This is a genomic window from Actinomadura sp. J1-007, assembly GCF_009793335.1.
GTDB lineage: Bacteria > Actinomycetota > Actinomycetes > Streptosporangiales > Streptosporangiaceae > Spirillospora > Spirillospora yumaensis.
Window position 1 is genome coordinate 4,742,660 of sequence record NZ_WING01000001.1, and the last position, 23,239, is coordinate 4,765,898.

Consider the following 23,239-nt stretch of genomic DNA (forward strand, 5'->3'; position numbering starts at 1 on the left):
GAGGGCGCCGGCGGTGAGCGCTGCACGGAGCCACAAAGTAACGCGCATGAGAACCTCTCTTGTCGGATCACGGAAGAACGGACCGTCACGGACGGTGACGTACGGTCATCAAAACACTTCACAGAGTGACCGGACAGGAGGGGGTGGGGTGAGTTCGTGGTCGCTGGGAGGACACCAGAGTCTCGCGACTCTTGGAGTGGAATGCACTGGGACCCGAGAACGCCGAGCTCAGCTCCATGGAATGGCGAAATACCCCGCCCTCGATAGAAAGGGAAGGGACGTTGATTCCGAACAGGAGTTCAGGTCATGTGGTCGGCCGATAGGCCAGGGCCTGCCGGGTCTTCCAGACGAGGTACGGCCACTTCATCCACGACGCGGCGGACCGCTGTAGACGCGTTCCCGGAGCCGTCTGAGGGCACCCAGCGTGCTGAAGGCGCCCTCAGACGGGGAGTTCCGGGGCGGGGTCAGCGCTTGTAGCGTTTGCCGTGGATGAGGTTGATCATGCCGAGGACGCGGGCCATCTCCTTCTCGGTGCGGTCGAAGGAGGTGAGGTTCATGGTCGCGAAGCGCTGGCGGGTGATCGCCTTCGGGCGGGCGAACTCGCGCAGGCCGTCGGGCCGTGGATGCGGCCGAAGCCCGACTCGCCGACGCCGCCGAACGGCAGGGCCGCGACCTGGGCGAACGCGGCGAACGCGTTGATCGAGGTCATGCCGGAGCGCATCCGGCGGGCGGCCTCCATCGCGCGGGAGCGGCTGCCCGAGAAGATCGAGCCGGCCAGGCCGTAGCTGGACTGGTTGGCCTTCTCGACGGCCTCGTCGAGCGACTTGACGCGGTGCACGGTGATGGTCGGGCCGAACGTCTCCTCGCGCACGGCGGACGAGTCGTCCGGCACGTCGGTGAGGACGACGGGCTCCACGTACGGCTTGCGGACGGAGTCGGGGCCGCCGACGACGGCCTTGCCGCCCTTGTCGAGGGCGTCCTTGATGTGCCGTTCGATGATGTCGAGCTGGGACGGCATCGTGATCGGCCCGTACGCGGCCTCGCGGTCGAAGCCGGGGCGCAGGTCGCCGGCCTTCGCGGTGAGCTTGCCGAGGAACGCGTCGTAGGCGTCGTCCACGACGTAGATGCGCTCGACGCCGATGCAGGTCTGGCCGGCGTTCGACATCGCGCCCCACAGGGCGGCGTCGGCGGCGGCGTCGAGGTCGGCGCCCGAGTCGACGATGCAGGCGTCCTTGCCGCCGCACTCGGCGACGATCGGGGTGAGGTTCTCGGCGCAGGCGGCCATGACGCGCTTGGCGGTACGGGTCGAGCCGGTGAAGGCGATCTTGTCGACGCCGGGGGACGAGGCGAGCGCGGCGCCGGTCGGGCCGAGGCCGGTGACGGTCTGGAGGACGGGGTGCTCGGGGATGACGCCCGCGAACAGCTCGGCGAGGAAGACGCCGACGCCCGGGGTGAACTCCGAGGGCTTGAACACCACGGTGTTGCCGGCGGCGAGCGCGTACGCGATCGAGCCCATCGGCGTGAAGATCGGGTAGTTCCAGGGGCCGATCACGCCGACGACGCCGAGCGGCTGGTACTCCAGCACGCACTTCTGGTTGATCGCCATCAGGCCCGGGAAGACGCCGCGGGGGCCGAGGACCTTGTCGGCGTTGCGCGCGGCCCAGTCGAGATGGGTGATCGCCATGATCGTTTCGAGCTGGGCGTCCTGGACCGGCTTGCCGGTCTCCTGGTGGATCAGCTCGGCCATCCGGTTGAGGTTGCGGGCGAGCGCGCCCTTGGCGTTGAGCAGGCGCAGGCGGCGCTCGCGCCGGCCGAGCGCCCGCCACCACCCGGCGGCCTCGCGCGCCCGTCCGATGGCCGCGGCGACCGCCTCGGCGCCGAGCACGGGGTGCTCGGCGACGACCTCGCCGGTGGCCGGGTTCAGGGACTCGAACGTCTCGGTGCTCTCCGTGGCCACGGACATGGGGAACCTCCCGGGAGGACCTCGTAAGTGATTGCTTGCACCTGGGTACCGAGTAGTAAATCACCTTAAGCCCGGAGGCCGTCCACAGGCCGGGGGACGAGGATCGCGGCGCCGAGGACCGCGCCGCGACCGAAGTCGCCGGTCAGTTCCAGAAGCGGAAGATGCTGAACCCGAACGAGATGGACGAGCGCGAGACGCCGAGCGCGCTCGTGACGTTGTGCACGATGTCGAAGAACTCGCGGTTGACCGGGCCGACCCACAGCAGCGCGAGGAGCAGCAGGAAGATGTAGCCGCCGTAGGCGTTGGCCTGCTCCACCCAGCGGCGCGGCAGGTACGGCTCGATGATCCCGAAGCCGTCCAGGCCCGGGATCGGCAGCAGGTTGAGCAGCGCCGCGGTGACCTGGAGGTAGGTCAGGAACGCGACCGCGAACCAGAACGTGCCGTGGTCGGCGGACGCGAAGTTCTTGAAGATCACCGCGAGCATCACCGCGAACAGCGCGTTCGACAGCGGCCCGGCGAGCGAGATCAGGCTGTGCTTGATCCGGCCGTGCACGGCGTGCCGGTCGATCCAGACCGCGCCGCCCGGCAGGCCGATCCCGCCGAGCAGGATGAACAGCACCGGGATCGCGAAGCTCAGCGTCACGTCGGCGTACTTGGCGGGGTTGAGGGTGAGGTAGCCGCGGGTCGCGACGCTGTGGTCGCCCGACCGGTACGCCAGGTAGGCGTGCCCGAACTCGTGCAGGCACAGCGACAGCACCCACGCCGCGACGACGAAGCCGAACACCGAGATCCGGGCGGCCTTGTCGGTCGTCATCCCGTACCGCCAGGCCAGCAGCCCGCACAGGACGGTCACCGCCACGATCACCAGGAACACCGGGCTCGGCTGGACCGCCGAGCGCCCCTGGTTCCCGTGCAGCGTCCTCATCACGGCCCCTCTCCGTGCGCGGCGCGCGCCGCGCCGCCCTCCGCCGGTGAGGTCCTGCCGTCCCGCCCGGCCTTTGCCTGCCCCAGAAGCTACCGCCTCCCGCGTAGCGCCCGCGTCAAGGGCCCGGATCGCGGGCCCCGGCCGGCGGCCCGGTCACGGGCCGGTGATCACCGGGACGACGTAGGTCCGCAGGAACCGGCGCAGCCCCTCGTCGTCGCGGTCGCGGTCCATCACGATCAGCGAGGTGATGATCCGGAACAGGAACTCGACCGTCCCCTCGACCTCGATGTCGGCCCGCAGCCGGCGCTGCCGCTGCGCCTGCTCGAAGTAGGGGCGGACGTAGTCGCAGCACTGGGCGAGGACGTGCTCGGCCGACCCCGCGACCGCGGCCTGCATGTGCCCCGCCGCCTCCGGGACCAGGAACCGCGCGACCGCCGGCTCGGCCCGGACGAACCTGACCGCGTCGAGGGTGCCCTCGACGATCGCCTCCGGCACCGACCGCTCGCGCCGCAGCCGCGCCGCCAGCCGGTCGAGGAACCGGTGCAGGTCGCGCAGGATGACGGCGAGGATCAGCTCGTCCCGGCCGCCGGTCACGCTGCGGTAGACGGTCGCGCGCGACAGCCCGGCCGCGGCGGCGATGTCCTCCACGGTGGTCTTGGCGACGCCGAAGCGCGCGAAGCACTCCTCCGCCGCGTCGATGATCCGCTCGCGGGTCGTGTCGGTGGTCGCCGGGGGCATGGGTGCAGATTACCGGCCCCGCGAAACCCCGCCACCGCGCCGCGGGACGGTCAGGTGGCGAGGCTGTACTCGAGCTTCCAGACGTGGCCGCCGTCCTCGGTGACGGTGATCCGGCCCTGCCCGCGGATGCCCTCCAGCTCGCCCGTCCCGGACGTGGGGACGATCAGCCAGCGCAGCCACTGGGTGTCGGCGGTGCCGTCCTCGCTGCCCGCGCTGTGCTGGAGCACGAACGTGCCCTCGCGCCCGTGCAGGATGCCCCGGACGAGCTCCACCCCCACGTACGCGGCGGGCCCGCCCGCCGTCTCGACGGTGAGGAGGTCGGCGGTGCTGGCGCCCACCAGGTCGCCGTGGAAGGTCTTGCGGACGTGCACCCGGGTCAACTTCGTGCCGCCCTGCTCGTCGTACGGCTTGTCGGCTTCCCAGGTGTCGATGTCGAAGGTGCCGCCGGCGTGAAGGGTCGTCATGCCGCAATCATGCCCGCCGCGGCGGCGCCTGTGCGGGCCGCGCGTACCGAATCGGCCTCAGAACAGGGTGCCCTCGTGCTCGATGCCGCGCAGGGCGTCGTAGTCGAGGGTGACGCAGTCGATGCCGCGGTCGGTGGCGAGGACGCGGGCCTGCGGCTTGATCTCCTGCGCCGCGAAGACGCCGCGGACGGGCGCGAGGTGCGGGTCGCGGTTGAGCAGCTCCAGGTAGCGGGTGAGCTGCTCGACGCCGTCGATCTCGCCGCGCCGCTTGATCTCGACCGCGACCGTCGCGCTGCCGTGGTCGCGGCACAGGATGTCGACCGGCCCGATCGCGGTCGGGTACTCGCGGCGGATCAGCGTCCAGCCGTCGCCGAGCGTGGTGATGTGCTCGGCGAGCAGCTCCTGGAGGTGGGCCTCCACGCCGTCCTTCTGGAGACCCGGGTCAAGGCCCAGCTCGTGGGACGAGTCGTGCAGGAACTCCTCGATCGTGAGGATCAGCCGTTCGCCGGACTTGCCGTGCGTGACCGTCCAGCGCGCGACCGCCCCGTTCTCCTCGATCGGCTCCTCGCGGAGCGTGCAGGGCGGGTTCATCCAGTTGAGCGGCTTGTAGGCGCGGTCGTCGGCGTGGACGCTCACGCTGCCGTCGGACTTGATGAGGACGAGCCTGGGGGCCATGGGCAGGTGGGCGGTGAGCTTGCCGGCGTAGTCCACACTGCAACGGGCGATAACGAGACGCACGGTGCCCCACCCTAGTAAGCCCGCCGACCCGTTGGGACCCGGTCAGCGCAGCCCGGCGTAGCCGCGGAGGGCGTCGCGTTCGGACGGCAAGCTCCACGCGGTCAGGATCTCGGTGAAGTTGACCCACTGCCAGGTCGGCTCGGACATGCCGGCGAGGACGCGGACGGCTCGCTGGGCGTCCTCGGGAAGGGTCTCGTACGGGCCGGGCGGCTCGGGCGGGGGCGGGCCGAAGGTCAGGCGCAGCGCGGCGGCGGCCATCCCGAACGAGGCGATCTCCGACGTGCGCGACAGCCCGTCCAGGACGGCGTCCACGGCCTCGCGGGGGATCTCGCCGTCCAGCTCGGCGAGGCAGGCGGACGAGTAGGCGCGCAGGTCGCCGTCCATGAACGCCACGGGCGGGCCGTCCTCGGGCACGGCGGGCGGCTCGGCGCTCGCCGCGGCCAGCTCGGCGATGACGCCCGCCTCGGTCGCGCCGAGCCGCGCCAGCGCGACCGCCGCCGCCCAGCGCACCAGCCCGCTCCCGCCGTCGCGCGCGGCGTCCGAGCCGGACGCGGTGTCCGAGCCGGGCGCGGTGTCCGAGCCGGGCGCGGCGTCGAGGTACCGGCGGAGCCGGGGGACCGAGCCGGTGTCGCCGAGGAGGCCGAGCGAGACGATCGCGTTGGCGGTGACGGACGCGTCGTCCTCCGCGCCGAGCAGGGCCCGGAGCGCGGGCGCGCACTCGGCGGCGTTCTCCGGGAACCAGCCGAGCGTGTACGCGGCCGCGGCCCGTACCGCCGGGTCGGGGTCGGCGAGCAGGGCGCGGAAGACGGGCGTCCCTGCGCGGACGGCGTCGTAGGCGTCCAGTTCCGCCCGGGCGAACCGCCGCGACCGGGCGTGGTCGTACGCGTCGCGGCGCATCTCGCGGACGCGGCGCTCGCTCTCGCCGCGGGCCTCGGCCACCCACGCGTCGAGCTCGCGGAGCCGCTCGGCCTCGTCCACCGCGAGAACGGCCGCGACCTGCGCCCGCCACCCGGCGGCGTCCACGCCCGCGGGCAGGTGCGACTCGTCGAGGCCGATCGCGAGGGCCGCGAGCAGGTGGACGACCTCGTCCCGGTCGGGCGTCGGCGGGTGCGCGGCGAGCGCCAGCAGGAACGGCACCGCGTGCGCCGCCGCCTCGTAGCGGCTGCCCTGGTGGAAGATGTTGCCGTACAGGTGGTGCAGCGCCGTCGCGCGCTCGGCGGGATCGGCGGACGTCAGCTCCCTGACCTGCGCTGGAACGTCCTCGGCGGGACCGTAGGCGTGCGCCAGGGCGGCCCAGTCGATCTCGTCGAGCCCGGCCAGCGGGTCATGATCGTTCATGCTCCGCGATTCTGCCAGCGGGCACCGGTCTTATGCCGGTGCTTACGGTGTTCCGCCTGCTTGAGGGCTTCTAAGTCGTTCCCGGAGTGGATATAGGGCTTCGTCCCGATGTAGGGGCACCCGCCTTAGAACGAACCTCTTAGATGTCGGGCCGGAAGGACGGGCCCGCGACGGAGGAGGGGCCGTGTTCCACCACGACATCATGCATTCGATCATCCAGGAGCGGACCCGCGACCTGAGGGCGGAGGCGAAGGCCGCCCGCGACGCCGGGCGGGCCCGGCGCGCCCGCGCCTACTGGGCGGAGCGCGCCACGTGGACGTCCCGCGGCGTGCGCCGCCCCGGCCGTCCCCGCGCCGCCGCGGCGGGCCGCTGAGCCGAGGCCGGTTACGGGCGGTGAGCGCGGCTGTCAAGCCTGGTATTTACGGTGAGTCGTGTCTAGCGTCACGAGTGGTGGGTGCCCGTCCCTTGTGAAAGGAACCAGGCGATGTCCCTTGACGTGTCCCCGGAGCTCCTCGAAGACGCGCAGCGCGGCGAGATCGACGACAAGGCGTTCGTGGAGTGCATCCGGACCTCGCTCCCGTACGCCTGGGAGATGATCAGCGGTCTGGTGGCGCGGCTCCAGGTCGACGGCGGCGAGTTCGCCGACAACCTGACGCCGCCGCCCGACGAGAAGGCGCGCGGCCAGCTCCTGCGGGTGCTCGCCAGCGACGCCATGCGCGGGACGCTGGAACGGTACTTCGGCGTGAAGCTGGCGTTCCAGAACTGCCACCGCGTCGCCGTCTTCCCGACGGGCGACTCGGACGAGTACCGGCGGTTCGTGACCGCGCGCGAGCAGATCCTCAACCAGTCGCCCGAACTGCGCGACTGCTGACGCCGCCGCCTGCGGCGCAGGCACGCCACGGGGGCCGGACCGCCATCGCGGTCCGGCCCCCGTCGTATTCGGACGTTCAACGAGGCTCGATCACGTTTTCTCCGCAGGAACGGCGGCGCGGACCTTGGGAACGACCTCCGCGCCCAGGCGTGCGATGTTCTCCAGTGTCGCGGTACGGGATCCGGCGGCCTCGACCAGGAGGATGACGTGCCGGACCCCTGTCCGTCCGACCGTGCGGACCAGGCGTTCCGCGCAGTAGTCCGGCGACCCGACCGGATGCAGGTCGCACAGGCGCCGCGTGTAGGCGACCGGGTCGTTCGGGCGGCGAGGACGGTCGTCGACCGGCACGTAGCCGTCGAGCCCGGGGCCGAGCCAGGGCGGCATCTCCCGCATCAGCGTCGCGACGGCCTCCTCCCGCGTTCCCGCGACCTGCGCGAGATGCGTCGAGATGTGCCCGATCCGGCCGTCCGCCGCCCCTTCCGTACGGGACGCGGCGTAGCGGGCGAGGGCGGCGGCCTTCTCCTCGTCGTCCACGTGCATGCCCAGCAGCATGGGCAGGCCGCGCGCGGCGGCCAGGGACTCGGTGGCGGAGGAGGTGCACGCGACCGCGACGGGCGGCGGCACGGGCGCGCGCGGTACGACCGGCACCTCGCGGAACCGGAACCGCTCGCCGGACCATCCGACCCGTTCCGAACGCAGCCAGGCCAGGAGCAGGTCGAGCGACTCGGCGAAGCCGTGCTCGTAGCGCGGCAGGCCGGTGCCGAAGACCTCCAGCTCCCGCCACGGCCCGCCGCGCCCGACGCCGAGGCGGAACCGGCCGCCGGACACCAGCGACAGCAGCGCCGCCTGCTCGGCGAGCGCGACCGGGTGCTGGCTGGACAGGACGCTGACGGCCGTGCCGACGTGCACGCGCGACGTCAGCCCGAGCAGGTGCCCGGCCAGCACGGTCGCGGACGGCACGACGCCGTACGGCATGAAGTGGTGCTCGGCGAGCCACACGTCGTCGAACCCGGCCCGCTCCGCGGCGACCGCCGCCGCGGCGGTCCTGGCGAGGGCGGCGGCGTCGTCCTGGCCGGGGAAACGGGCGGAGAGGAGGAAGATTCCGAAGCGCACGCTCCCCTCGTACCCGCCCGCCGGGCCGGCCGAGCGCTCTGGGAGACTGCCGGGCATGAGCAGCGGTTCGTTCAGCAGGGTCGGGGTCGTCGGACTGGGCACCATGGGCGCGGGCATCGCCGAGGTGCTCGCCCGGGGCGGTCTCGACGTGGTCGGCGTCGAGGTGGACGCGGAGGCGCTGGAGCGCGGGCGCGGGCACCTGGAGCGCTCGACCGGGCGGGCGGTCGAGCGCGGGCGGCTGACCGGGGAGGCGCGCGACGCGATCCTCGGACGCACCACGCTGACCACCGAGTTCGCCGACCTCGGCGGGTGCGACCTGGTGATCGAGGCCGTGCCCGAACGGCTCGACCTGAAGCGCCGCGTGTTCGCCACGCTGGACGGGGTGTGCCGGGAGGACGCGGTGCTCGCCACCAACACCTCGTCGCTGTCGGTCACCGACATCGCGGTCACCACCCGCCGCCCGTCCAAGATCGTCGGCGTGCACTTCTTCAACCCCGCGCCGGTGATGCGGCTGGTCGAGGTGATCGGGACCGTTCTCACCGAGCCGGACGCCGTCGCGCGCGTCGCCGCGCTCGTCGAGGACCTCGGCAAGACGCCGGTGACGGTCGGCGACCGCGCGGGGTTCGTCGCCAACCGCCTGCTGTTCGGCTACCTCAACCAGGCCGCCGGGATGCTGGAGTCGGGGCACGCCACCCGCGACGACATCGACACCGCCATGAAGGGCGGGGCGGGCCTACCGATGGGCCCGTTCACCCTGATGGACCTGATCGGCCTCGACACCTGCCTGGAGGTGCTGGAGGCGGTCTACGCCGAGTCGCGCGACCGGCGGCACGCGCCCTCGCCCGTGCTGCGCGAGCTGGTCGCCGCCGGGCTGCTCGGGCGCAAGACCGGCCAGGGCTTCTACACCTACGGCGGCACCGCCTCCGGGAACGAGGGCGCGGCGGGCGACGCGGCCGACGGCCCGCCCCCGGTCGTCGGCGTCGCCGGAACGGGCCCGTACGCGACGGCCGTCGCCCGCACCTGCGGCGCGGCGGGCGCCGAGGTCCGGCGGGTCGCGGCGGACGACGAGGCGGCCCTGTCCGGCTGCGACCTGGTCATCGAGGCCGCCGGGACGGACGCGGAGCGGGCGCCGGCCCTCGCGGCGCTGGCGAAGGCCGCGCCGCCGGACGCGGTGCTCGCGACGACCGCCGTGACCGTCCCGGTGATCGGGCTCGCGGTCGCCTCGGGCCGTCCCGCCGACGTGGTCGGCCTGCGCTTCCCCGAGGCGGACGGCACGCTCGTGGAGATCGCCGCGACCGTCGCGAGCGCCCCGGGCTCGCCGACCGCGCGGCCGCCCTCGCGGAACGGCTCGGGCTGACGGCCGTGCGCGGCCGCGACCGCGCCGGGGGGATCGTGGACGCGCTGCGCTTCCCGTACCTCAACGACGCCGCCGCGATGCTCGGCGCGGGCTACGCGGGCGCCGACGCGATCGACGCCGCGATGACGCTCGGCTGCGGCTACCCGACCGGTCCCATCGCCGACCTGGACCGGCTCGGCCTGGACCGCGCCGTCGCCGTGCTGCGGGCGCTGTACGAGGAGACCCGCGAGCCCGCGTTCGCTCCCGCGCCGCTGCTGGAGGAGCACGTCACCGCGGGCCGTCCGCTCCGCTGAGACGGCCGAATGTCCTGGATACCCTGGATTCCATGAGCCCCCGCAAGAACCGCCGAATCCCCCGGGACCGACGTCCGCCCGGCGGGAACGGCGACGGCGGCGGGGGCCCGTGGAGCCAGGAGACCGAGCGAGGCCCGGACGGCGACTGGATCGTCCGGAGCATCGCGGGCGCGAACGCGGCCAAGCCGTACCGCTGCCCCGGCTGCGACCAGGAGATCCCGCAGGGCGTCCCGCACGTGGTGGCCTGGCCCGCGGACGGCCGGGGCGACGCGGACGACCGGCGGCACTGGCACCGCCCCTGCTGGGCGGCCAGGGCCCGGCGCGGCCCGCGCGTCCAGCGCGCGCGCAACGCCCCGCGCTACTGACCACGACCAGTCCACGACCACATCAGGGCCACGGCCACGCGCGAGCGGAAGAGGGAACGATGGCGGAGATCAGGGCGGCCACGGTGCTGCCGGCGCGGCGCGAGGAGATCACGCTGCACACCCAGGACGGGCTGGAGCTGGTCGGTGAGCTGGCCCTGCCGCCCGAACGGCCGCCGGTCGCGACGCTCGTCTGCCTGCACCCGCTGCCGACCGCTGAGGGCATGATGGACAGCCACGTCCAGCGCAAGGCGTCGTACCGGCTGCCCGCGCTCGCCGACATCGCCGTCCTGCGGTTCAACACGCGGGGGACGTCGTCGCCGCGCGGCACGTCGCAGGGCGAGTTCGGCGGGGGCGAGACCGAGCGGTACGACGTGGCGGCGGCCGTGGAGTTCGCCGAGTTCCACGACCTCCCGCACCCGTGGCTTTTCGGTTGGTCCTTCGGCAGCGAACTGGCCCTCAAGTGGGGCCGCGACCCGGCCGTGGAGGGTGTGATCCTGCTCTCGCCGCCGCTGCACCGGGCCGGCGACGCCGACCTCGACGCCTGGGGGGCCGACGGCCGCCCGGTGCTGGCGCTCGTACCGGAGCTGGACGACTACCTGCGCCCGGCCGAGGCGCGGGAACGGTTCAAACGCGTCCCCCAGGCCGAGGTGGTCGCGGTGGACGGGGCCAAGCACCTGTGGGTCGGCGAACCCTACGTGCGCATCGCCCTCAACGAGATCGTGCGGCGCGTCGCGCCCCACGCGCACCCGCTTCCCACCGAATGGGACGAAACGGACAAGTAAACCCGCGCGACCGATCGCGGCCACCCCACTCAACCCCGACGCACAAACAGGCGACGATGACCTGACCGCCGCGTACACGGCGGTCATCGGGGACGAGAACGGGGAGGACGGCGCCACCATGACCGCCCAGCTCTACGCACGAGACGTCGGTGCGGGCACGCCCCTCGTCCTGCTGCACGCCTTCCCCCTGTCGTCGGCGATGTGGCTGGGCCAGCGCGAGGGCCTCGCCGACCGGTTCCGCGTGATCACCCCGGACCTGCGCGGCTTCGGCGGGTCGGTGCTCGGCGCGGACGAGCCGTCCGTGGACGCCATGGCCGACGACGTCGCCCGCCTGTTCCGCCGCCTCGGCGTGCCGCGCGCCGTCGTCTGCGGCCTGTCGATGGGCGGGTACGTCGCGATGGCCCTGTGCCGCCGCCATCCCGAGCTGGTGCTCGGCGTCGTGCTCTGCGCCACCCGCGCGTCCGCCGACGGTGACGCCGTGCGCGAGACGCGCCTGCGCCAGGCCGAACGGCTCGAACGCGAGGGCGGCGTCGGCGTCCTCGTCGACGAGGTCCTGCCGCACCTCGTCGGGCCCACCACGCTCCGGCAGCGCGCCCTGATCTACGGGCGGGTGCGCGGGCTCGTCCAGGCGACGCCCGCCCCGGCCGCCGCGTGGGCGCAGCGCGCGATGGCCGCACGGCCCGACTCGTTCGACACCCTGCGGGAGCTGAAGGTCCCCGCGCTCGTCATGGTCGGCTCCGAGGACGTCCTCGCGACCGAGGACGAGGCCCGCGAGATGGCGGACGCGCTGCCGAACGCCGAGCTGCTCGTCATCCAGCGCGCCGGGCACCTGTGCCCGGTCGAGCAGCCCGACCTGTTCAACCAGGCCGTGGCCGAGTTCGCCACCGCGGTGGCGCGCCTCGCGAACTGACCCGGCCGCGCTACAGCCGTTCCTGCCGCGGGAAGACGATCTCCCGGATCAGCAGCGAGATCGCGGCGGCGGTCGGGATCGCCAGCAGCGCGCCGACGACGCCGAGCAGCGTCCCGCCGATCAGCGCCGCGACGATCGTCACGGCGGGCTGCACGTCCACGGTCCGCTTCATGACCCGCGGGTAGACCAGGTAGTTCTCCACCTGCTGGTAGACGATGTAGAAGATCACCGCGGCGATGCCCTCGTAGGTCCCGGTGAGGAACGCGACCAGGCACACGATCGACGCGCCGATGGTCGCGCCGACCAGCGGGATCAGGTCGGTGACCGCGACGATCAGGGCGAGCGCCAGCGCGTACGGGACGCCGAGGATCTCCAGGAAGATGTAGGAGGTCACGCCCGCGATGAACGCGATGGTGAACTGGCCGGCGACGTACCCGCCGATCCGGTCGAGGATCTCGTCGCCGAGCAGCGCCACCCGCGCCCGCCGCGAGCGCGGCGCGAGCTGGTAGGCGAACGACTTGATCTGCGGCAGCGACCCGAGGAAGTACAGCGTCAGGATCAGCACGGTCAGCGTCTGGAACGTGCCGCTGAGCGCCATCTTGCCGACGTCGTAGGCGCGCTTGGCGAGGTCCTGCTGGAACTTCGAGTCGTTGATCTTGTCCTGGGCCTGCTGGAGCAGGTGGTAGCGCTTGTCCCACTCGGCGATGCGCCGGTTGCCGCGCAGCTGCTGGATGTAGTCCGGGACGTTCTTGGTCAGGTCGGTGACCTGCTCGGTCAGCGGCGGGATCAGCGAGGCGAGGAACCCGGCCACGAACAGCAGCACCCCGAGGAACACCACCGCGACCGCCCAGCCGCGCGACAGCCCGAGCCGCTTCAGCCGTTCGACCGCCGGGTTGAGCCCGACCGCCAGGAACATCGCCACCAGGATCATCACCAGCACCGACTGGGCGTTGGTGGCGGCCTTGACCAGCAGCCACGCGGTGATCACGCCCAGCGCGCCGGTGAACCCGAACACGAACGGATGCGCCCGCCCGAGCGGCTCCCCGGGCCGCCCGAACGGGAACAGCCGGTTGACCCCCGCCTCGCGCTTGCGCTGCTCGATGTCGTGCACCGGATCGGGCACGTCCCCCGCCGGAACCGTGCCCCCCGCCACGGCCACCGCCCGCGAACCCGCCCCGTCCTCAACGCCCTCGCCGGAACGCACACCAGAAGCGCCCGCACCCACGGCACCCTTCGCGCCCTCCGTGCCCTCCGCCGCGTCGTCATCCGGGCGCCTGCCGCGCCCGGCATCGCCCGTGTCTTCGCCGGAACGCGCACCAGGAGCGGCTGCGCCGGTGTCGTTCTTCGCGCCCGCTGTGCCTTCCGCCGCGTCGTCATCCGCGCGCCCGCCGGGCCCGGCATCGCCCGTGTCTTCGCCGGAACGCGCACCAGGAGCGGCCACGCCGGTGTCGTTCTTCGAGATCCCCTCGCTCTCGGCCGCGGCGTCGTCCGCGTCCTCGGAATGCGCGCCACCAGTGGCCGCGCCGGGGGCGTCTCTCGTGCGCTCGGTGCTCTCGGCCGCCTTGCCGTCTGAGTCGCGTCCGGCGTCGTCTGCGTCGTCGTCGGAACGGGTGTTGTCAGGGGCCGGGCCGGCGGTGTTCTTCGCGGCTCCTGAGCTTTCCGTCGCGTCGTCGTCTGCGGGCGTGCCGCGTTCGGCGTCGTCCGCGTCGTCGGAACGGGGCGCGCGCGTGGCCGGGACCGGGGCGGGCGTGCCGTTGGGGGAGGTGCCGTGCGACTGGGACGGGCGATCGGCGGTGGCCCGCGGGATGGAGGGCTTCTCGGGGGAGGAGCCGGTGCGGATGCGGGCCTTCCGGGCGCGCCAGGCGCGGCGCAGGGTGGCCGCAGGGCTTCTGCCGCGCGAGCGGGGCTCGGCCGGGTCGCCGGGGGCGTCGTCGACGGGCGGGCCGGGGGAGGGGACGGACGCGCCGGAGTCGGCGGGCCCCTCGCCGGGGGCCGCCGACCGGTCCTTGTGGGGGCTCTCGTCGGGCACGCCGTCTCCTCTTTCCGTCCTGCCATACGCCTGGGCGGTCCGGTACCCAGGAGGGCGCGGACCGCACATTACGAGGTTGAGATGACGAAAAGCCTAGAGGTAGTTGACACCTCTAGGCTTTTCGGACGAGAACGGTACGTTTCAGGCTGCGGGGTGGGACGTGTCCTACTCCTGCCACCAGTCTTCGTCGTCCTCCTCGGACTTCTTGGCGCCCTTGCCGGGGGCGGCCTTCGCGGCGGCCTGCTGCTTCTGCTGCGCGGGCTGCTGCGCCTGGGCGGGCGCGGCCTTCGGCTCGGCGGACGAGATCGCGGCCTTCTCCGGCGGAGCGGGCAGCTCGGGCTCGCCACCGCCGCCGCCCATCGCCGGGGCCACCCCGCCGATGAGCTGGCGGAGCTGGTTGAGGTGGCTGGTGATGCTGTCGCGCTGGCGGGTGAGCTCGTCGACCTGGCGCTGCGCCGCGGTGCGGACCCGGTCGGCCTCGGACTTGGTCTCGGCGAGGAGCTGCTCGGCCTGGGACTTGGCCTCGGCGATGACCTGGTCGGAGTTCTTGCGGGCGTTGGCCATGAGCTGCTTGGCGTGCGAGTCGGCCTCGCGCCGGGTCTGCTCGGCCTGCTGGGTCGCCTTGGCGGCCCGCTGCTCGGCGGACGCCGCGCGCTGCTCGGCCTCGGCGACCAGCTTCTGGGTGGCGGCCTGGGCGTTGGCGTGCCGCTCGGCGTCCTGCCGGTCGGCCTCCTCGCGGCGGGCCGCGAGCTGGATCTCGAACTCGGCCTCGGCCTGCGCCCGCTGCGCCTCGCTCTCCTCCAGGATGCGCTGGGCCTGCGCGCGCATCTCGTCGGCCTGGCGCTTGGCGGTGGTGAGGATCTCGTCGCGCTCGCGCTTGGTGGACGCCCGGAGCTGGGCGACCTCGCGCTCGGTGGTGGTGCGCAGCTTGGCGATCTCGCGCTCGGCGGCGGCGCGCTTCTCGGCGACCTCGTGGTCGGCGGTGGCGCGCAGCTTGGCGACCTCGCGCTCGGTCGTCGAGGTCAGCTCGTCGGCCTCGCGGCGGGCGGAGGTGCGGACCTCCTCGGCCTCGCGCTCGGCCGCGTTGCGCATGTCATCGCCCTCGCGCTGGGCGGTGGCGCGCAGCTCGGCGGCCTCGTTCTCGGCCGTGGCGCGGTGCTCGGCGGCGTCGACCTTGGCCGCGGCCTTGATCTCGTTGGCCTCGGAACGGGCCGCCTGGACGAGCTCGGTGGCCTGCTCCTCGGCCAGCCGCAGGAGCTGCTCGATGCGGGCGCCGAGCCCCGAGTAGGTCGGACGCTCCTGTTCCTGGAGCTGGCGGTGGGCGTCGGAGAGCTCGCGTTGCAGTGCCTGCGTCTGCTCGCGAGTCTGCCGGACCTCGTTGTCGAGCTGCTTGATGTGCTCGTCGACCTGGTGCCGGTCGTAGCCGCGAAGCACCACGTCGAACTCGCGTGGGGGCGTGTCTTCAAAGAAATTGCTGAGCTGGGCGTCGATGTCGGACTGCATGTGGCTCAATCCTGATGTGACGGGGCTACGGGTGGTTCCGGGGACCGGTTGATCGCCTGGCTGTACGGGCGCACGGGCCCCAGACCTCTTCCGGCGAAAGAAGCGTACTCCGGCCGCTGCCGTGTTGGGGGCTCATCTTGACGCACTGCGTACTTTGTCGTGTTTGGGAATTTGCCGGACGGCGGCCCAGGTCCCCAGGTGCCGACCGGCAAACCCACCAGATGTGTCCGAACGATCACAGAGTGGCAGACACCGCACCCCCGACACAGGGGGTGTTATCGAACACATCACAATCCCGGCCGCCCGCCCGCCGCCGCGCGGACGGAGCGGGCGGGGCCGGGGTCACGCCTTCTGGACGAGCTCGGTCAGCACCCCGTGCGCGTCCTTCGGGTGCAGGAACGTGATGCGCGACCCCATCGACCCGCGCCGCGGGCTGTCGTACAGCACCCGCACGCCCTTCTCCGCGATCCCGTCGGCCTCGTCCTGCACGTCCCCGTCCGTGCCGAACGCGATGTGGTGCACGCCCTCGCCGTTCTTCGCCAGCCACTTGGCGACCGTCGAGTCGTCCCGGATCGGCTGGATGAGCTGGAGGTAGCTCGCCGCCCCGTCGCCCGTCTCGTTGATCTTGAGCATCGCCTCCCGGACGCCCTGCTCCTCGTTCACCTCGAAGTGCACGTCGGTGAACCCGTACGTCCGCTGGTAGAACTCCACGGTCGCGTCCAGGTCGTGGCACGCGATACCGACGTGGTCGATCCGGGTCAGCATGGTGATCCCCTCCTGAGGACGCCGCCGGAGAGCGGCGTGGTTCCGCTGGGTATCGTGGCAAACGTCGCCGCCGAACCCCGATGGAGGCCCCCTCATGTCCGTCCAGTCCGTGATCGTCGCCGGAGCGCGTACCCCCGTCGGGCGCCTGCTGGGCTCGCTGAAGGACTTCTCCGCCGCCGACCTCGGGGCGCACGCGATCAAGGCCGCGCTGGAGCGCGCCGGCGTGTCCGGCGACCAGGTCCAGTACGTGATCCTCGGGCAGGTGCTCCAGGCCGGCGCCGGCCAGATCCCGTCGCGGCAGGCGGCGGTCAAGGCCGGCATCCCGATGAACGTGCCGTCCATCACGATCAACAAGGTCTGCCTGTCCGGGCTCGACGCGATCGCGCTGGCCGACCAGCTCGTCCGCGCCGGCGAGTTCGACATCGTGGTGGCGGGCGGCATGGAGTCGATGACCCAGGCCCCGCACCTGCTGCCGAAGTCGCGCGGCGGCTACAAGTACGGCTCGGTCGAGGTGCTCGACCACATGGCCTACGACGCGCTCACCGACGCGTTCGACGGCGTGTCCATGGGCGAGTCGACCGAGGGCCACAACGCCCGGCTCGCGATCACCCGCGAGGAGCAGGACGAGTTCGCCGCCCGGTCGCACCAGCGGGCCGCCGCCGCGATCAAGAACGGGGTCTTCGACGAGGAGATCGCGCCGGTCGAGATCCCGCAGCGGCGCGGCGAGCCGGTCGTGTTCGCGACCGACGAGGGCGTGCGCGGCGACACGACCGCCGAGTCGCTCGGCCGGCTCCGCCCCGCGTTCAGCGAGGACGGCACCATCACGGCGGGCTCGTCCTCGCAGATCTCCGACGGCGCCGCCGCCGTCGTGGTGATGTCCAAGGCCAAGGCCGAGGAGCTCGGCCTGACCTGGCTCGCCGAGATCGGCGCGCACGGGAACGTCGCCGGGCCCGACAACTCGCTCCAGTCCCAGCCGTCCAACGCGATCAGGCACGCGCTGGGCAAGGAGGGCCTGGACGTCTCCGACCTCGACCTCATCGAGATCAACGAGGCGTTCGCGGCGGTCGGCGTGCAGTCGATGCGCGACCTCGGCGTCGGCCCCGAGAAGGTCAACGTCAACGGCGGCGCCATCGCCCTCGGCCACCCCGTCGGCATGTCCGGCGCCCGCATCGCGCTGCACCTGGCGTACGAGCTGAAGCGGCGCGGCGGCGGCGTGGGCGCGGCCGGCCTGTGCGGGGGCGGCGGCCAGGGCGACGCCCTGATCCTGCGCGTCCCGTCCGCCTGAGTCCCCCGTACGTCCGCCCGTCCGCGCCGTACGCCGGTCCGTCCGGTCCGTCCGGTCCGTTCGTCCTTTCTCCGCCGTCTCCGCGCGCCGCCTCACGGTGCGCGGGGTCAGGCGGGGGCGGGGGTGACGGTCACGGTCTTGAAGCCGAGGGCTTTCAGCATCCCCTCCAGCATCAGCTTGGTGTTGGCGTCGGCGCGGTTGCGCAGACCGCTCTCGTTGGCGGCGGCCTGGATCTTCTGGCCCGCCAGCACGTAGAGCTGCTGCTGGTCGTTCGGGTTGCCGCTGAAGAAGTCGCCGAAGCGGTTGAACAGCCCGCGCTCGCGCGCGAAGACGTAGCTGCGCTTCGGGTCGAGGTTGGTGGGTTCGAGCTGGGCGCGGGGCAGTTTCACCGCGGCGGCCGTACGGTCCTTGTTCACGGTGATGGCGCCGCCGGCCAGCTTGGAGAAGTCGACGTAGGCGTCCACCGAGCCGTTGCCGATGAACAGCGTGCGCGAGCCGCGCAGCGGGCCCGGCAGGAACTTCGCGTCCTTCTCCAGGTCCACGACCACCTGGAAGTTGCCGCTGGCGGCCTCGTAGCGGTGCAGGTCGCGGACCGACTGGAGCAGCGCGGGACCGCTGCGGTCCTTGGTCTCCTCCGCGAACGGATTGATCCACTTGGGGAGCATGCGCAGCGTCTGCTGCGCGAGCAGCACGATCGCGACGGTGGCCACGATCAGCAGCAGGGAGGTGCGCAGCCCGCGCCTGGGGGGCGCGGTTCCGCGCGGCGCTTCGTCCTTCGTCTCAGGGCGTGCCATGGAGGGGACATTCCCGGCGGTACGGGCCCCTCACCTTCCCCGCGGGTACCGGTGCCGGACTCCGCGGAACGGCGCAGGTCGGAGGCCCCGCGAGGTGCGCGGCCTCCGGCTCGTTCCCGGGAAGCCAGGGCCGGGGACGGTGTGAGGAGGGCCATAGCGGCCGGAGGAAACCCTCGCGGGGTCCCGCGCGTTGGCCAGGCGTGGACATCGTGCGTGGTTTCCGGATCGTCTCCATCGCGGAGGCGGTCTCGTTCCTGGTGCTGCTGCTCATCGCCATGCCGCTGAAGTACGCGGGCGACATGCCCGCGGGCGTTCAGGCGATGGGGCCGATCCACGGGATCCTGTTCCTCGTGTACGTGGGCATGGTCTTCGTGGTCCGCGGGCAGCTCCGCTGGAACGCCGCGCGCACGGTGCTCGCGCTCATCGCCTCCGTGCTGCCCGTCGCCCCGTTCCTCGTGGAGCACTACTGGGCCAAGCCCGTGCCCGGTACGGCCGGCGCGCCGGAGCGGGAGAGCGCGGGCCGGACGGCCTGAGCGCCGTCCCATCGGCTTCTGCATGGCCGCGGCGGGTCTGGGGGGTCCCGTCGTGGTCATGCAGAGGATCTTCCTCCGCTACCTGGACGAACGCGCCGGATCGCGTAGCGCCGGGGGCTTCGCGCCCGGAAGACCGGGACGCGGCGCGCCCGGCCTCACCGCGCGGGCGCGCGTCTTGAGAGGGCCCGTTCCGAATGGCCCCGCCTTGAACGGCCCCGTCCTCGGCCCGCGCGCGATGCCCGGCCGGACCGGCCGCGGAGAAAACGCGGTCGCGGGCCGGAAATCGCGGGCCGTCAGGGTGCAGTTCCGGTAGCGCGCGTAGTGGGCGCGCAGCCATGACCGCCGCGCCCGCTCGCCCCACGACTTGAACCTGCGCGCCGCGTACGCGTCGGCGATCGGGGGCGTGCCCTCGTCCAGCAGCCACGCGTCCACGAGGGCCTTGTACTCGCGGGAACGGATCCGTTGCGCCGAGGCCGCCGAGCACGCCGCCGGGCGGGTGAGGGCGTCGCGCAGCTCCCGCGCCGCGCGCGTCCCGTACCCGGGCCGCAGGTCGTCGTCGAGGTGGACGAGGGCGACGCCGCTCGCCACCGACGCCGGAACGGACGCGGGCCGCTGCTCGATCCGGGTGATCGCGCCGGGCGTGCCGTTCAGCCGCGCGGCCAGGGGGGTGGTGGCGGCGATCAGCGTGGGCAGCGCGGACCGCAGCGAGGGGTGCACGCAGGTCCGCAGCGGCCATTCGCGGCAGGCGAGCGCGACGGGGTCGTCCGCGACGGCCCGGCCGTCCGTCGCCTGGAGCCGTACGGTCGCGGTGACGGCCAGCGCGAGGGCCAGGACGAGCGGGACGGCGAGCGGCCAGCGCCGCGTCAGCCACATCACGTACCCGAGGATCAGCGCCGCGGCGAGCCCCGCCGCCCACAGCGCCTGGTCGGCCTGCACCCCCGTGCGCAGGCCGGTGAACAGCTCCACATGGCCGAGCGCGGCCGGGGGCAGCAGGCTCCACCACGACGTTCCGGGACCGCGCAGCAGCGCCCACAGCGCCGTCGCGGCCACCACGGCGGCGGGCGTCGCGCGGTGCGGCGCGGCCCGTCCGGCGAGGTAGCCCGCCACCACGTGCAGGACGAGGGCCAGCGCGCCCGCCGCGATGCCCAGCGGATGCGCGTCGCCCGCGTTGTGCCGGACGACCGTCGCGGCGACCACCACCCCCGTGACCGCCGCGTACGCCGCGAGCGCCGCCGCGGACAGCAGGAGCAGGTCGAGCAGGACGCCGGTGGCGGGCGAGCGCGCCGTCAGGTCGCGCAGGTAGTCGAGGCGGCGCTCGCGCACCGCCGCCCAGGCGGCGATGCCCGCCGCCACCGGCCCGAGTGTTCGTACGGAGTCGACCAGCGCCACGACGGAGTTGTCCCAGTACGCGACGCCGGGGACCAGGGAGAGCCAGACCGTGACGACCCCGATCCCCGCGAGCAGCGGCACCGCGACGAGCAGTGCCGTGCGGCGGGCGTCCAGCCGGAGCACCCGCCCCAGATCAGACACCGGCGCCGCTCCGTGCGGGCGACCGTTCCCTCCGGATCATCGGCAGTCCGGCGCGGGCCGCCCGCCCGGCGGCCCGGCCCGCCGCCAGCCCCGCCGCCCGCCCGCGGCCCGCGGCGCGCCCGGCGACCCGTCCGGCCGCGCGCCCCGCGACCCGTCCGGCCGCGCGCCCCGCGACCCGTCCGGCCGCGCGCCCCGCGACCCGTCCGGCCGCGCGCCCCGCGGCGCGTCCGGCGGGCCGGGCCTTGCCGCGCCGCGCACCCCGCTCGGGCGCGGGCCCGCCGGACCCGCCGACCGGCCCCGCCCCCGCCGTACGGGCCGCGCTCGCACGCTCCGCGCCCGTTCCCGCCGCGCCGATCGTCCAGTTCTGTGCCGCGTCGCCGGCCGTTCCCGCGCGCGCCCGCGCGGGCGACCACCCGGCGGATGCCGTGCCCCCCGCCTGCCCCGCGCTTGCCGTGGCGGTGCGGGGGACGGGTCTGGAACGGGCGCCGGAGGCCGTGGCGCGCGAGGTGTTCACCGGGGCTCCGGCGGCCATGAGCCGGGCGGCGCCCGCCGAGGGCCCGCGCCCGCCGGGCCTGCCCGGGGCCTGCCGCCGCGGGTCCGCGGACCCCTCGGCCGGGCCCGGCCGCTCGGGGCCCGGAGGGACGCGGGGCAGCGGCGCGGTCGTGCGGGTCGGGGACGTCCGCGGCGGTACGCGTCCGTGCTGCTGAGGCTGGCGGGCCCTCGGCCGGGTCGCGGCGCGGTCGCCCGGCCGGTCGCCGGGCCGCGCGCGCCGGGCCGCGGGGCGCGCTTCCCCCGGCCCCTCCCTGAACGGGCGCGGGGCCCGCGGCGCGTGGACGGGCGCGCCGGGCGGCAGCTCGGTCAGCTTGCCCCGGGCCAGCGTGAACAGCCGGTCGCACCAGCCCATGAGCGGGGGCGTGTCGCCCGACGTGAGGACGACCGACGGCGCCAGCGCGCGGACCACCGGGACGAGTTCGGCGGCGGACGCGGCGGTCAGGCCGGCGAACGGGTCGTCCAGCAGGACGAGGTCGGGCTCGTGCACGCACGCGGCGGCGAGGCCCGCGCGGAGCCGGGCGTCCGGCGGCAGGAGGGCCAGCTCGGTCGCGGCGGCGTCGGCGAGGTCGAGCCGTTTCAGCACCGACCTCGCCGCGGACGCCTGCACGCGCTTGTAGTACGCCGCGTAGGCGACGAACTCTCCCGCCGTCATGTTCTCCGCCCACGAGAAGCAGCCCGGCAGATAACCGATCCGGGCGCGCGCCGCCCGCAGATCGGGTGTGCTCCCGGTGTCGTACCCGAGAATCTCCAGCGCGCCGGACGAAGGCCGGCGCAAGGTCGCGAACGTGGCCAGCAGAGTGGATTTACCGACACCAGGTGGACCGGCCAGGCCGACCACGCCTCCGGCGATGCCGAAGGCCACCGGGCGCAGGAGCCACCGCCCCCCGCGGCGGACACCCATTCCTCGGGCCACGATCGCGGAATGCTCCGCGATCACTTGTATTCCCCCGTTGTTGCGTCATGCGAACGCGACGGAACGCGAGCGCTCAGGTGGCTTTCTTCCCCCGCCACGAGGCGCTCATCCGGCCCGGCCGAGCCCGTCGAACGGGTCCGGGCGCCGAGCCTCTTTTGCCGTCGCACCATGCATCGACATCGTGACTATAACCACGCTTGGTGATCGCTGTCAGCACTCTTTCTGCTGTTGGCGCGCACCGCTCTGGATTCTTTGCCTTCCGCGCGAAGGCGCGAATTCGCGAAAGCGGTCCAATTTGTCCGGCGTGTCGGTCGCATTCGCGGCCGGCGGGCTCGCGCCGGGGGCGTACCGGCCCCGACCAGGGCCGTACGCGCGGCGGCGGCGATCCGCTGGGAGCGGACGGGCGTACGGCGGGGGGCGGTCATGGGGCAGGATGGACCCATGCCTTCTCGGGACTTTTCGTTGCACGGGGCCGTTGATCTGGGGGCGCTCCAGGCGGCCGCGAAGAAGCAGCAGGAACGCCAGGCTCAGGGCGGCGGCGGCGATGCGCCGGCGGGCGCCGGGCAGTACGTGATGGACGTCACCGACCAGACCTTCAACACCGACGTCGTCGAACGGTCGCGCAACGTTCCCGTCCTCGTCGACTTCTGGGCCGAATGGTGCGGGCCGTGCAAGCAGCTCGGCCCGATCCTGGAGAAGCTGGCTCAGGAGGCGGCCGGCAAGTGGGTCCTCGCCAAGGTCGACATCGACGCCAACCCGCAGCTCGGCGCCTACATGCAGCAGATGGGCGTGCGCGGCATCCCGTTCGTGGCGGTCGTGGTCGGCGGGCAGCTCCTGCCGTTCCTGAACGGCGCGGCGCCCGAGCCCCAGGTGCGGCAGGCGATCGACCAGCTCTTCGACGCGCTGCGCAAGGAGGGCATCCTCCCCGAGGGCATGGCGGAGGAGCCGCCCCCGGCCGGCGACGGGCAGGAGGACGGGCCCGCCGTCTCGGTGTACGCCGAGGCCGAGGACGCCCTGCACGCGGGCGACCTCGACGGCGCCAAGGCCGCGTTCCAGCGGATCCTCGACCGGACCCCGCGCGACGAGCAGGCCAAGCGCGGCCTCGCCCTGGTCGAGCTGAGCCTGCGGGTCCGCTCCCTCGACGCCGAGCGGGTCCTCGCCGCGGCGGGCGAGCCCGACGCGAAGGTCCAGGACCAGATCGACGCGTCCGACGTGGAGATGGTGTCGGGCCGCATCGACGCGGCGTTCGACCGGCTGCTCGGCGCCGTGCGCCGTTCCGCGGGCGCCGACCGCGACGCGGCGCGCCGCCACCTGCTGTCGCTGTTCGAGCTGCTGCCCTCGGACGACCCCCGCGTCGGCAAGGCCCGCCGCTCCCTCCAGTCCGCGCTCTTCTGAGCCGTCCGCGGGGGCCCGGCGCGCGCCGGGCCCCCGCGTGAGCCGGGGCGCTCGCGCCTCGCGTGCCCGTCGAGCCGTTGAAT

22 protein-coding genes and 1 pseudogene are annotated in these 23,239 nt (G+C 73.6%); 10 read left to right on the forward strand and 13 right to left on the reverse strand.

Annotated elements, in window-relative coordinates; genetic code table 11:
- Positions 1–464: 464 nt before the first annotated feature.
- The 6 genes and pseudogenes from GEV43_RS21495 to GEV43_RS21520 form a co-directional block, all read right to left on the reverse strand.
- Positions 465–1,963: pseudogene (locus GEV43_RS21495) on the reverse strand (aldehyde dehydrogenase family protein).
- Positions 1,964–2,105: 142 nt separating this feature from the next.
- The gene (locus tag GEV43_RS21500) at positions 2,106–2,888 is read right to left on the reverse strand and encodes a site-2 protease family protein (RefSeq protein WP_160822212.1); all 783 of its coding nucleotides are present in this window, start codon (positions 2,886–2,888) and stop codon (positions 2,106–2,108) included.
- A gap of 153 nt (positions 2,889–3,041) precedes the next feature.
- The gene (locus tag GEV43_RS21505) at positions 3,042–3,626 is read right to left on the reverse strand and encodes a TetR/AcrR family transcriptional regulator (RefSeq protein WP_160822213.1); all 585 of its coding nucleotides are present in this window, start codon (positions 3,624–3,626) and stop codon (positions 3,042–3,044) included.
- 50 nt (positions 3,627–3,676) lie between these two features.
- Positions 3,677–4,090, reverse strand: coding sequence for a DUF3224 domain-containing protein (locus GEV43_RS21510; RefSeq protein ID WP_160822214.1), 414 nt, complete (start codon positions 4,088–4,090; stop codon positions 3,677–3,679).
- A gap of 57 nt (positions 4,091–4,147) precedes the next feature.
- Positions 4,148–4,828 carry an endonuclease NucS gene (gene nucS, locus GEV43_RS21515; protein ID WP_160822215.1) on the reverse strand — a complete coding sequence of 227 codons (681 nt, stop codon included), beginning with the start codon at positions 4,826–4,828 and terminating at the stop codon, positions 4,148–4,150.
- Positions 4,829–4,870: 42 nt separating this feature from the next.
- Positions 4,871–6,166, reverse strand: coding sequence for a HEAT repeat domain-containing protein (locus tag GEV43_RS21520; RefSeq protein WP_160822216.1), 1,296 nt, complete (start codon positions 6,164–6,166; stop codon positions 4,871–4,873).
- Positions 6,167–6,350: 184 nt separating this feature from the next.
- Here GEV43_RS21520 and GEV43_RS21525 point away from each other — a divergent pair, with 184 nt between their 5' ends.
- On the forward strand, positions 6,351–6,539 hold the full coding sequence (locus GEV43_RS21525; RefSeq protein ID WP_160822217.1) for a hypothetical protein: 189 nt from the start codon (positions 6,351–6,353) through the stop codon (positions 6,537–6,539).
- Between the two features lie 111 nt (positions 6,540–6,650).
- A complete protein-coding gene (locus tag GEV43_RS21530) occupies positions 6,651–7,037 on the forward strand; it encodes an SCO5389 family protein (RefSeq protein WP_160822218.1) in 387 nt (128 codons plus the stop codon).
- A gap of 90 nt (positions 7,038–7,127) precedes the next feature.
- Here the strand turns inward: GEV43_RS21530 and GEV43_RS21535 are convergent, their stop codons facing one another.
- On the reverse strand, positions 7,128–8,150 hold the full coding sequence (locus GEV43_RS21535) for an LLM class flavin-dependent oxidoreductase (protein ID WP_160822219.1): 1,023 nt from the start codon (positions 8,148–8,150) through the stop codon (positions 7,128–7,130).
- 55 nt (positions 8,151–8,205) lie between these two features.
- Between GEV43_RS21535 and GEV43_RS21540 the strand changes: the two genes are divergently transcribed.
- From GEV43_RS21540 to GEV43_RS21555, 5 genes are all read left to right on the forward strand, one after another.
- Positions 8,206–9,507 carry a 3-hydroxyacyl-CoA dehydrogenase family protein gene (locus tag GEV43_RS21540; RefSeq protein WP_241682996.1) on the forward strand — a complete coding sequence of 434 codons (1,302 nt, stop codon included), beginning with the start codon at positions 8,206–8,208 and terminating at the stop codon, positions 9,505–9,507.
- 5 nt (positions 9,508–9,512) lie between these two features.
- A complete protein-coding gene (locus GEV43_RS50715; protein WP_309239757.1) occupies positions 9,513–9,800 on the forward strand; it encodes a 3-hydroxyacyl-CoA dehydrogenase family protein in 288 nt (95 codons plus the stop codon).
- A gap of 32 nt (positions 9,801–9,832) precedes the next feature.
- Positions 9,833–10,165, forward strand: coding sequence for an ATP/GTP-binding protein (locus GEV43_RS21545; RefSeq protein ID WP_160822220.1), 333 nt, complete (start codon positions 9,833–9,835; stop codon positions 10,163–10,165).
- A 59-nt stretch (positions 10,166–10,224) separates the two neighbouring features.
- The gene (locus GEV43_RS21550) at positions 10,225–10,947 is read left to right on the forward strand and encodes an alpha/beta hydrolase (protein WP_160822221.1); all 723 of its coding nucleotides are present in this window, start codon (positions 10,225–10,227) and stop codon (positions 10,945–10,947) included.
- Positions 10,948–11,065: 118 nt separating this feature from the next.
- Positions 11,066–11,857, forward strand: a complete 792-nt coding sequence (locus GEV43_RS21555) for an alpha/beta fold hydrolase (RefSeq protein ID WP_160822222.1) — start codon at positions 11,066–11,068, stop codon at positions 11,855–11,857.
- Positions 11,858–11,867: 10 nt separating this feature from the next.
- Here the strand turns inward: GEV43_RS21555 and GEV43_RS50720 are convergent, their stop codons facing one another.
- The 3 genes from GEV43_RS50720 to mce all read right to left on the reverse strand — a co-directional run bounded on the left by GEV43_RS50720 (position 11,868) and on the right by mce (position 16,154).
- Complete coding sequence (locus tag GEV43_RS50720; RefSeq protein WP_309239758.1) at positions 11,868–13,886, reverse strand: AI-2E family transporter; 2,019 nt, start codon at positions 13,884–13,886, stop codon at positions 11,868–11,870.
- Between the two features lie 165 nt (positions 13,887–14,051).
- On the reverse strand, positions 14,052–15,389 hold the full coding sequence (locus GEV43_RS21565; protein WP_160822223.1) for a DivIVA domain-containing protein: 1,338 nt from the start codon (positions 15,387–15,389) through the stop codon (positions 14,052–14,054).
- 342 nt (positions 15,390–15,731) lie between these two features.
- Positions 15,732–16,154, reverse strand: a complete 423-nt coding sequence (mce, locus tag GEV43_RS21570) for a methylmalonyl-CoA epimerase (RefSeq protein WP_160822224.1) — start codon at positions 16,152–16,154, stop codon at positions 15,732–15,734.
- Positions 16,155–16,248: 94 nt separating this feature from the next.
- Between mce and GEV43_RS21575 the strand changes: the two genes are divergently transcribed.
- Positions 16,249–17,439, forward strand: coding sequence for an acetyl-CoA C-acetyltransferase (locus GEV43_RS21575; protein WP_160822225.1), 1,191 nt, complete (start codon positions 16,249–16,251; stop codon positions 17,437–17,439).
- Positions 17,440–17,546: 107 nt separating this feature from the next.
- Here the strand turns inward: GEV43_RS21575 and GEV43_RS21580 are convergent, their stop codons facing one another.
- Positions 17,547–18,233 carry a DUF4230 domain-containing protein gene (locus GEV43_RS21580; RefSeq protein WP_160822226.1) on the reverse strand — a complete coding sequence of 229 codons (687 nt, stop codon included), beginning with the start codon at positions 18,231–18,233 and terminating at the stop codon, positions 17,547–17,549.
- 200 nt (positions 18,234–18,433) lie between these two features.
- Here GEV43_RS21580 and GEV43_RS21585 point away from each other — a divergent pair, with 200 nt between their 5' ends.
- Positions 18,434–18,766 (forward strand): DUF3817 domain-containing protein, encoded by a 333-nt coding sequence (locus GEV43_RS21585; RefSeq protein ID WP_160822227.1) that lies wholly within the window; start codon positions 18,434–18,436, stop codon positions 18,764–18,766.
- Between the two features lie 78 nt (positions 18,767–18,844).
- Here GEV43_RS21585 and GEV43_RS21590 read toward each other — a convergent pair whose 3' ends face one another.
- A complete protein-coding gene (locus GEV43_RS21590) occupies positions 18,845–20,296 on the reverse strand; it encodes a hypothetical protein (RefSeq protein ID WP_160822228.1) in 1,452 nt (483 codons plus the stop codon).
- Positions 20,289–21,710, reverse strand: coding sequence for an ATP-binding cassette domain-containing protein (locus tag GEV43_RS48185; protein ID WP_309239759.1), 1,422 nt, complete (start codon positions 21,708–21,710; stop codon positions 20,289–20,291). The genes GEV43_RS21590 and GEV43_RS48185 overlap by 8 nt, the downstream gene beginning before the upstream one ends.
- 492 nt (positions 21,711–22,202) lie before the next feature.
- Here GEV43_RS48185 and GEV43_RS21600 point away from each other — a divergent pair, with 492 nt between their 5' ends.
- Complete coding sequence (locus GEV43_RS21600; RefSeq protein WP_164717206.1) at positions 22,203–23,156, forward strand: tetratricopeptide repeat protein; 954 nt, start codon at positions 22,203–22,205, stop codon at positions 23,154–23,156.
- Positions 23,157–23,239 lie beyond the last annotated feature (83 nt).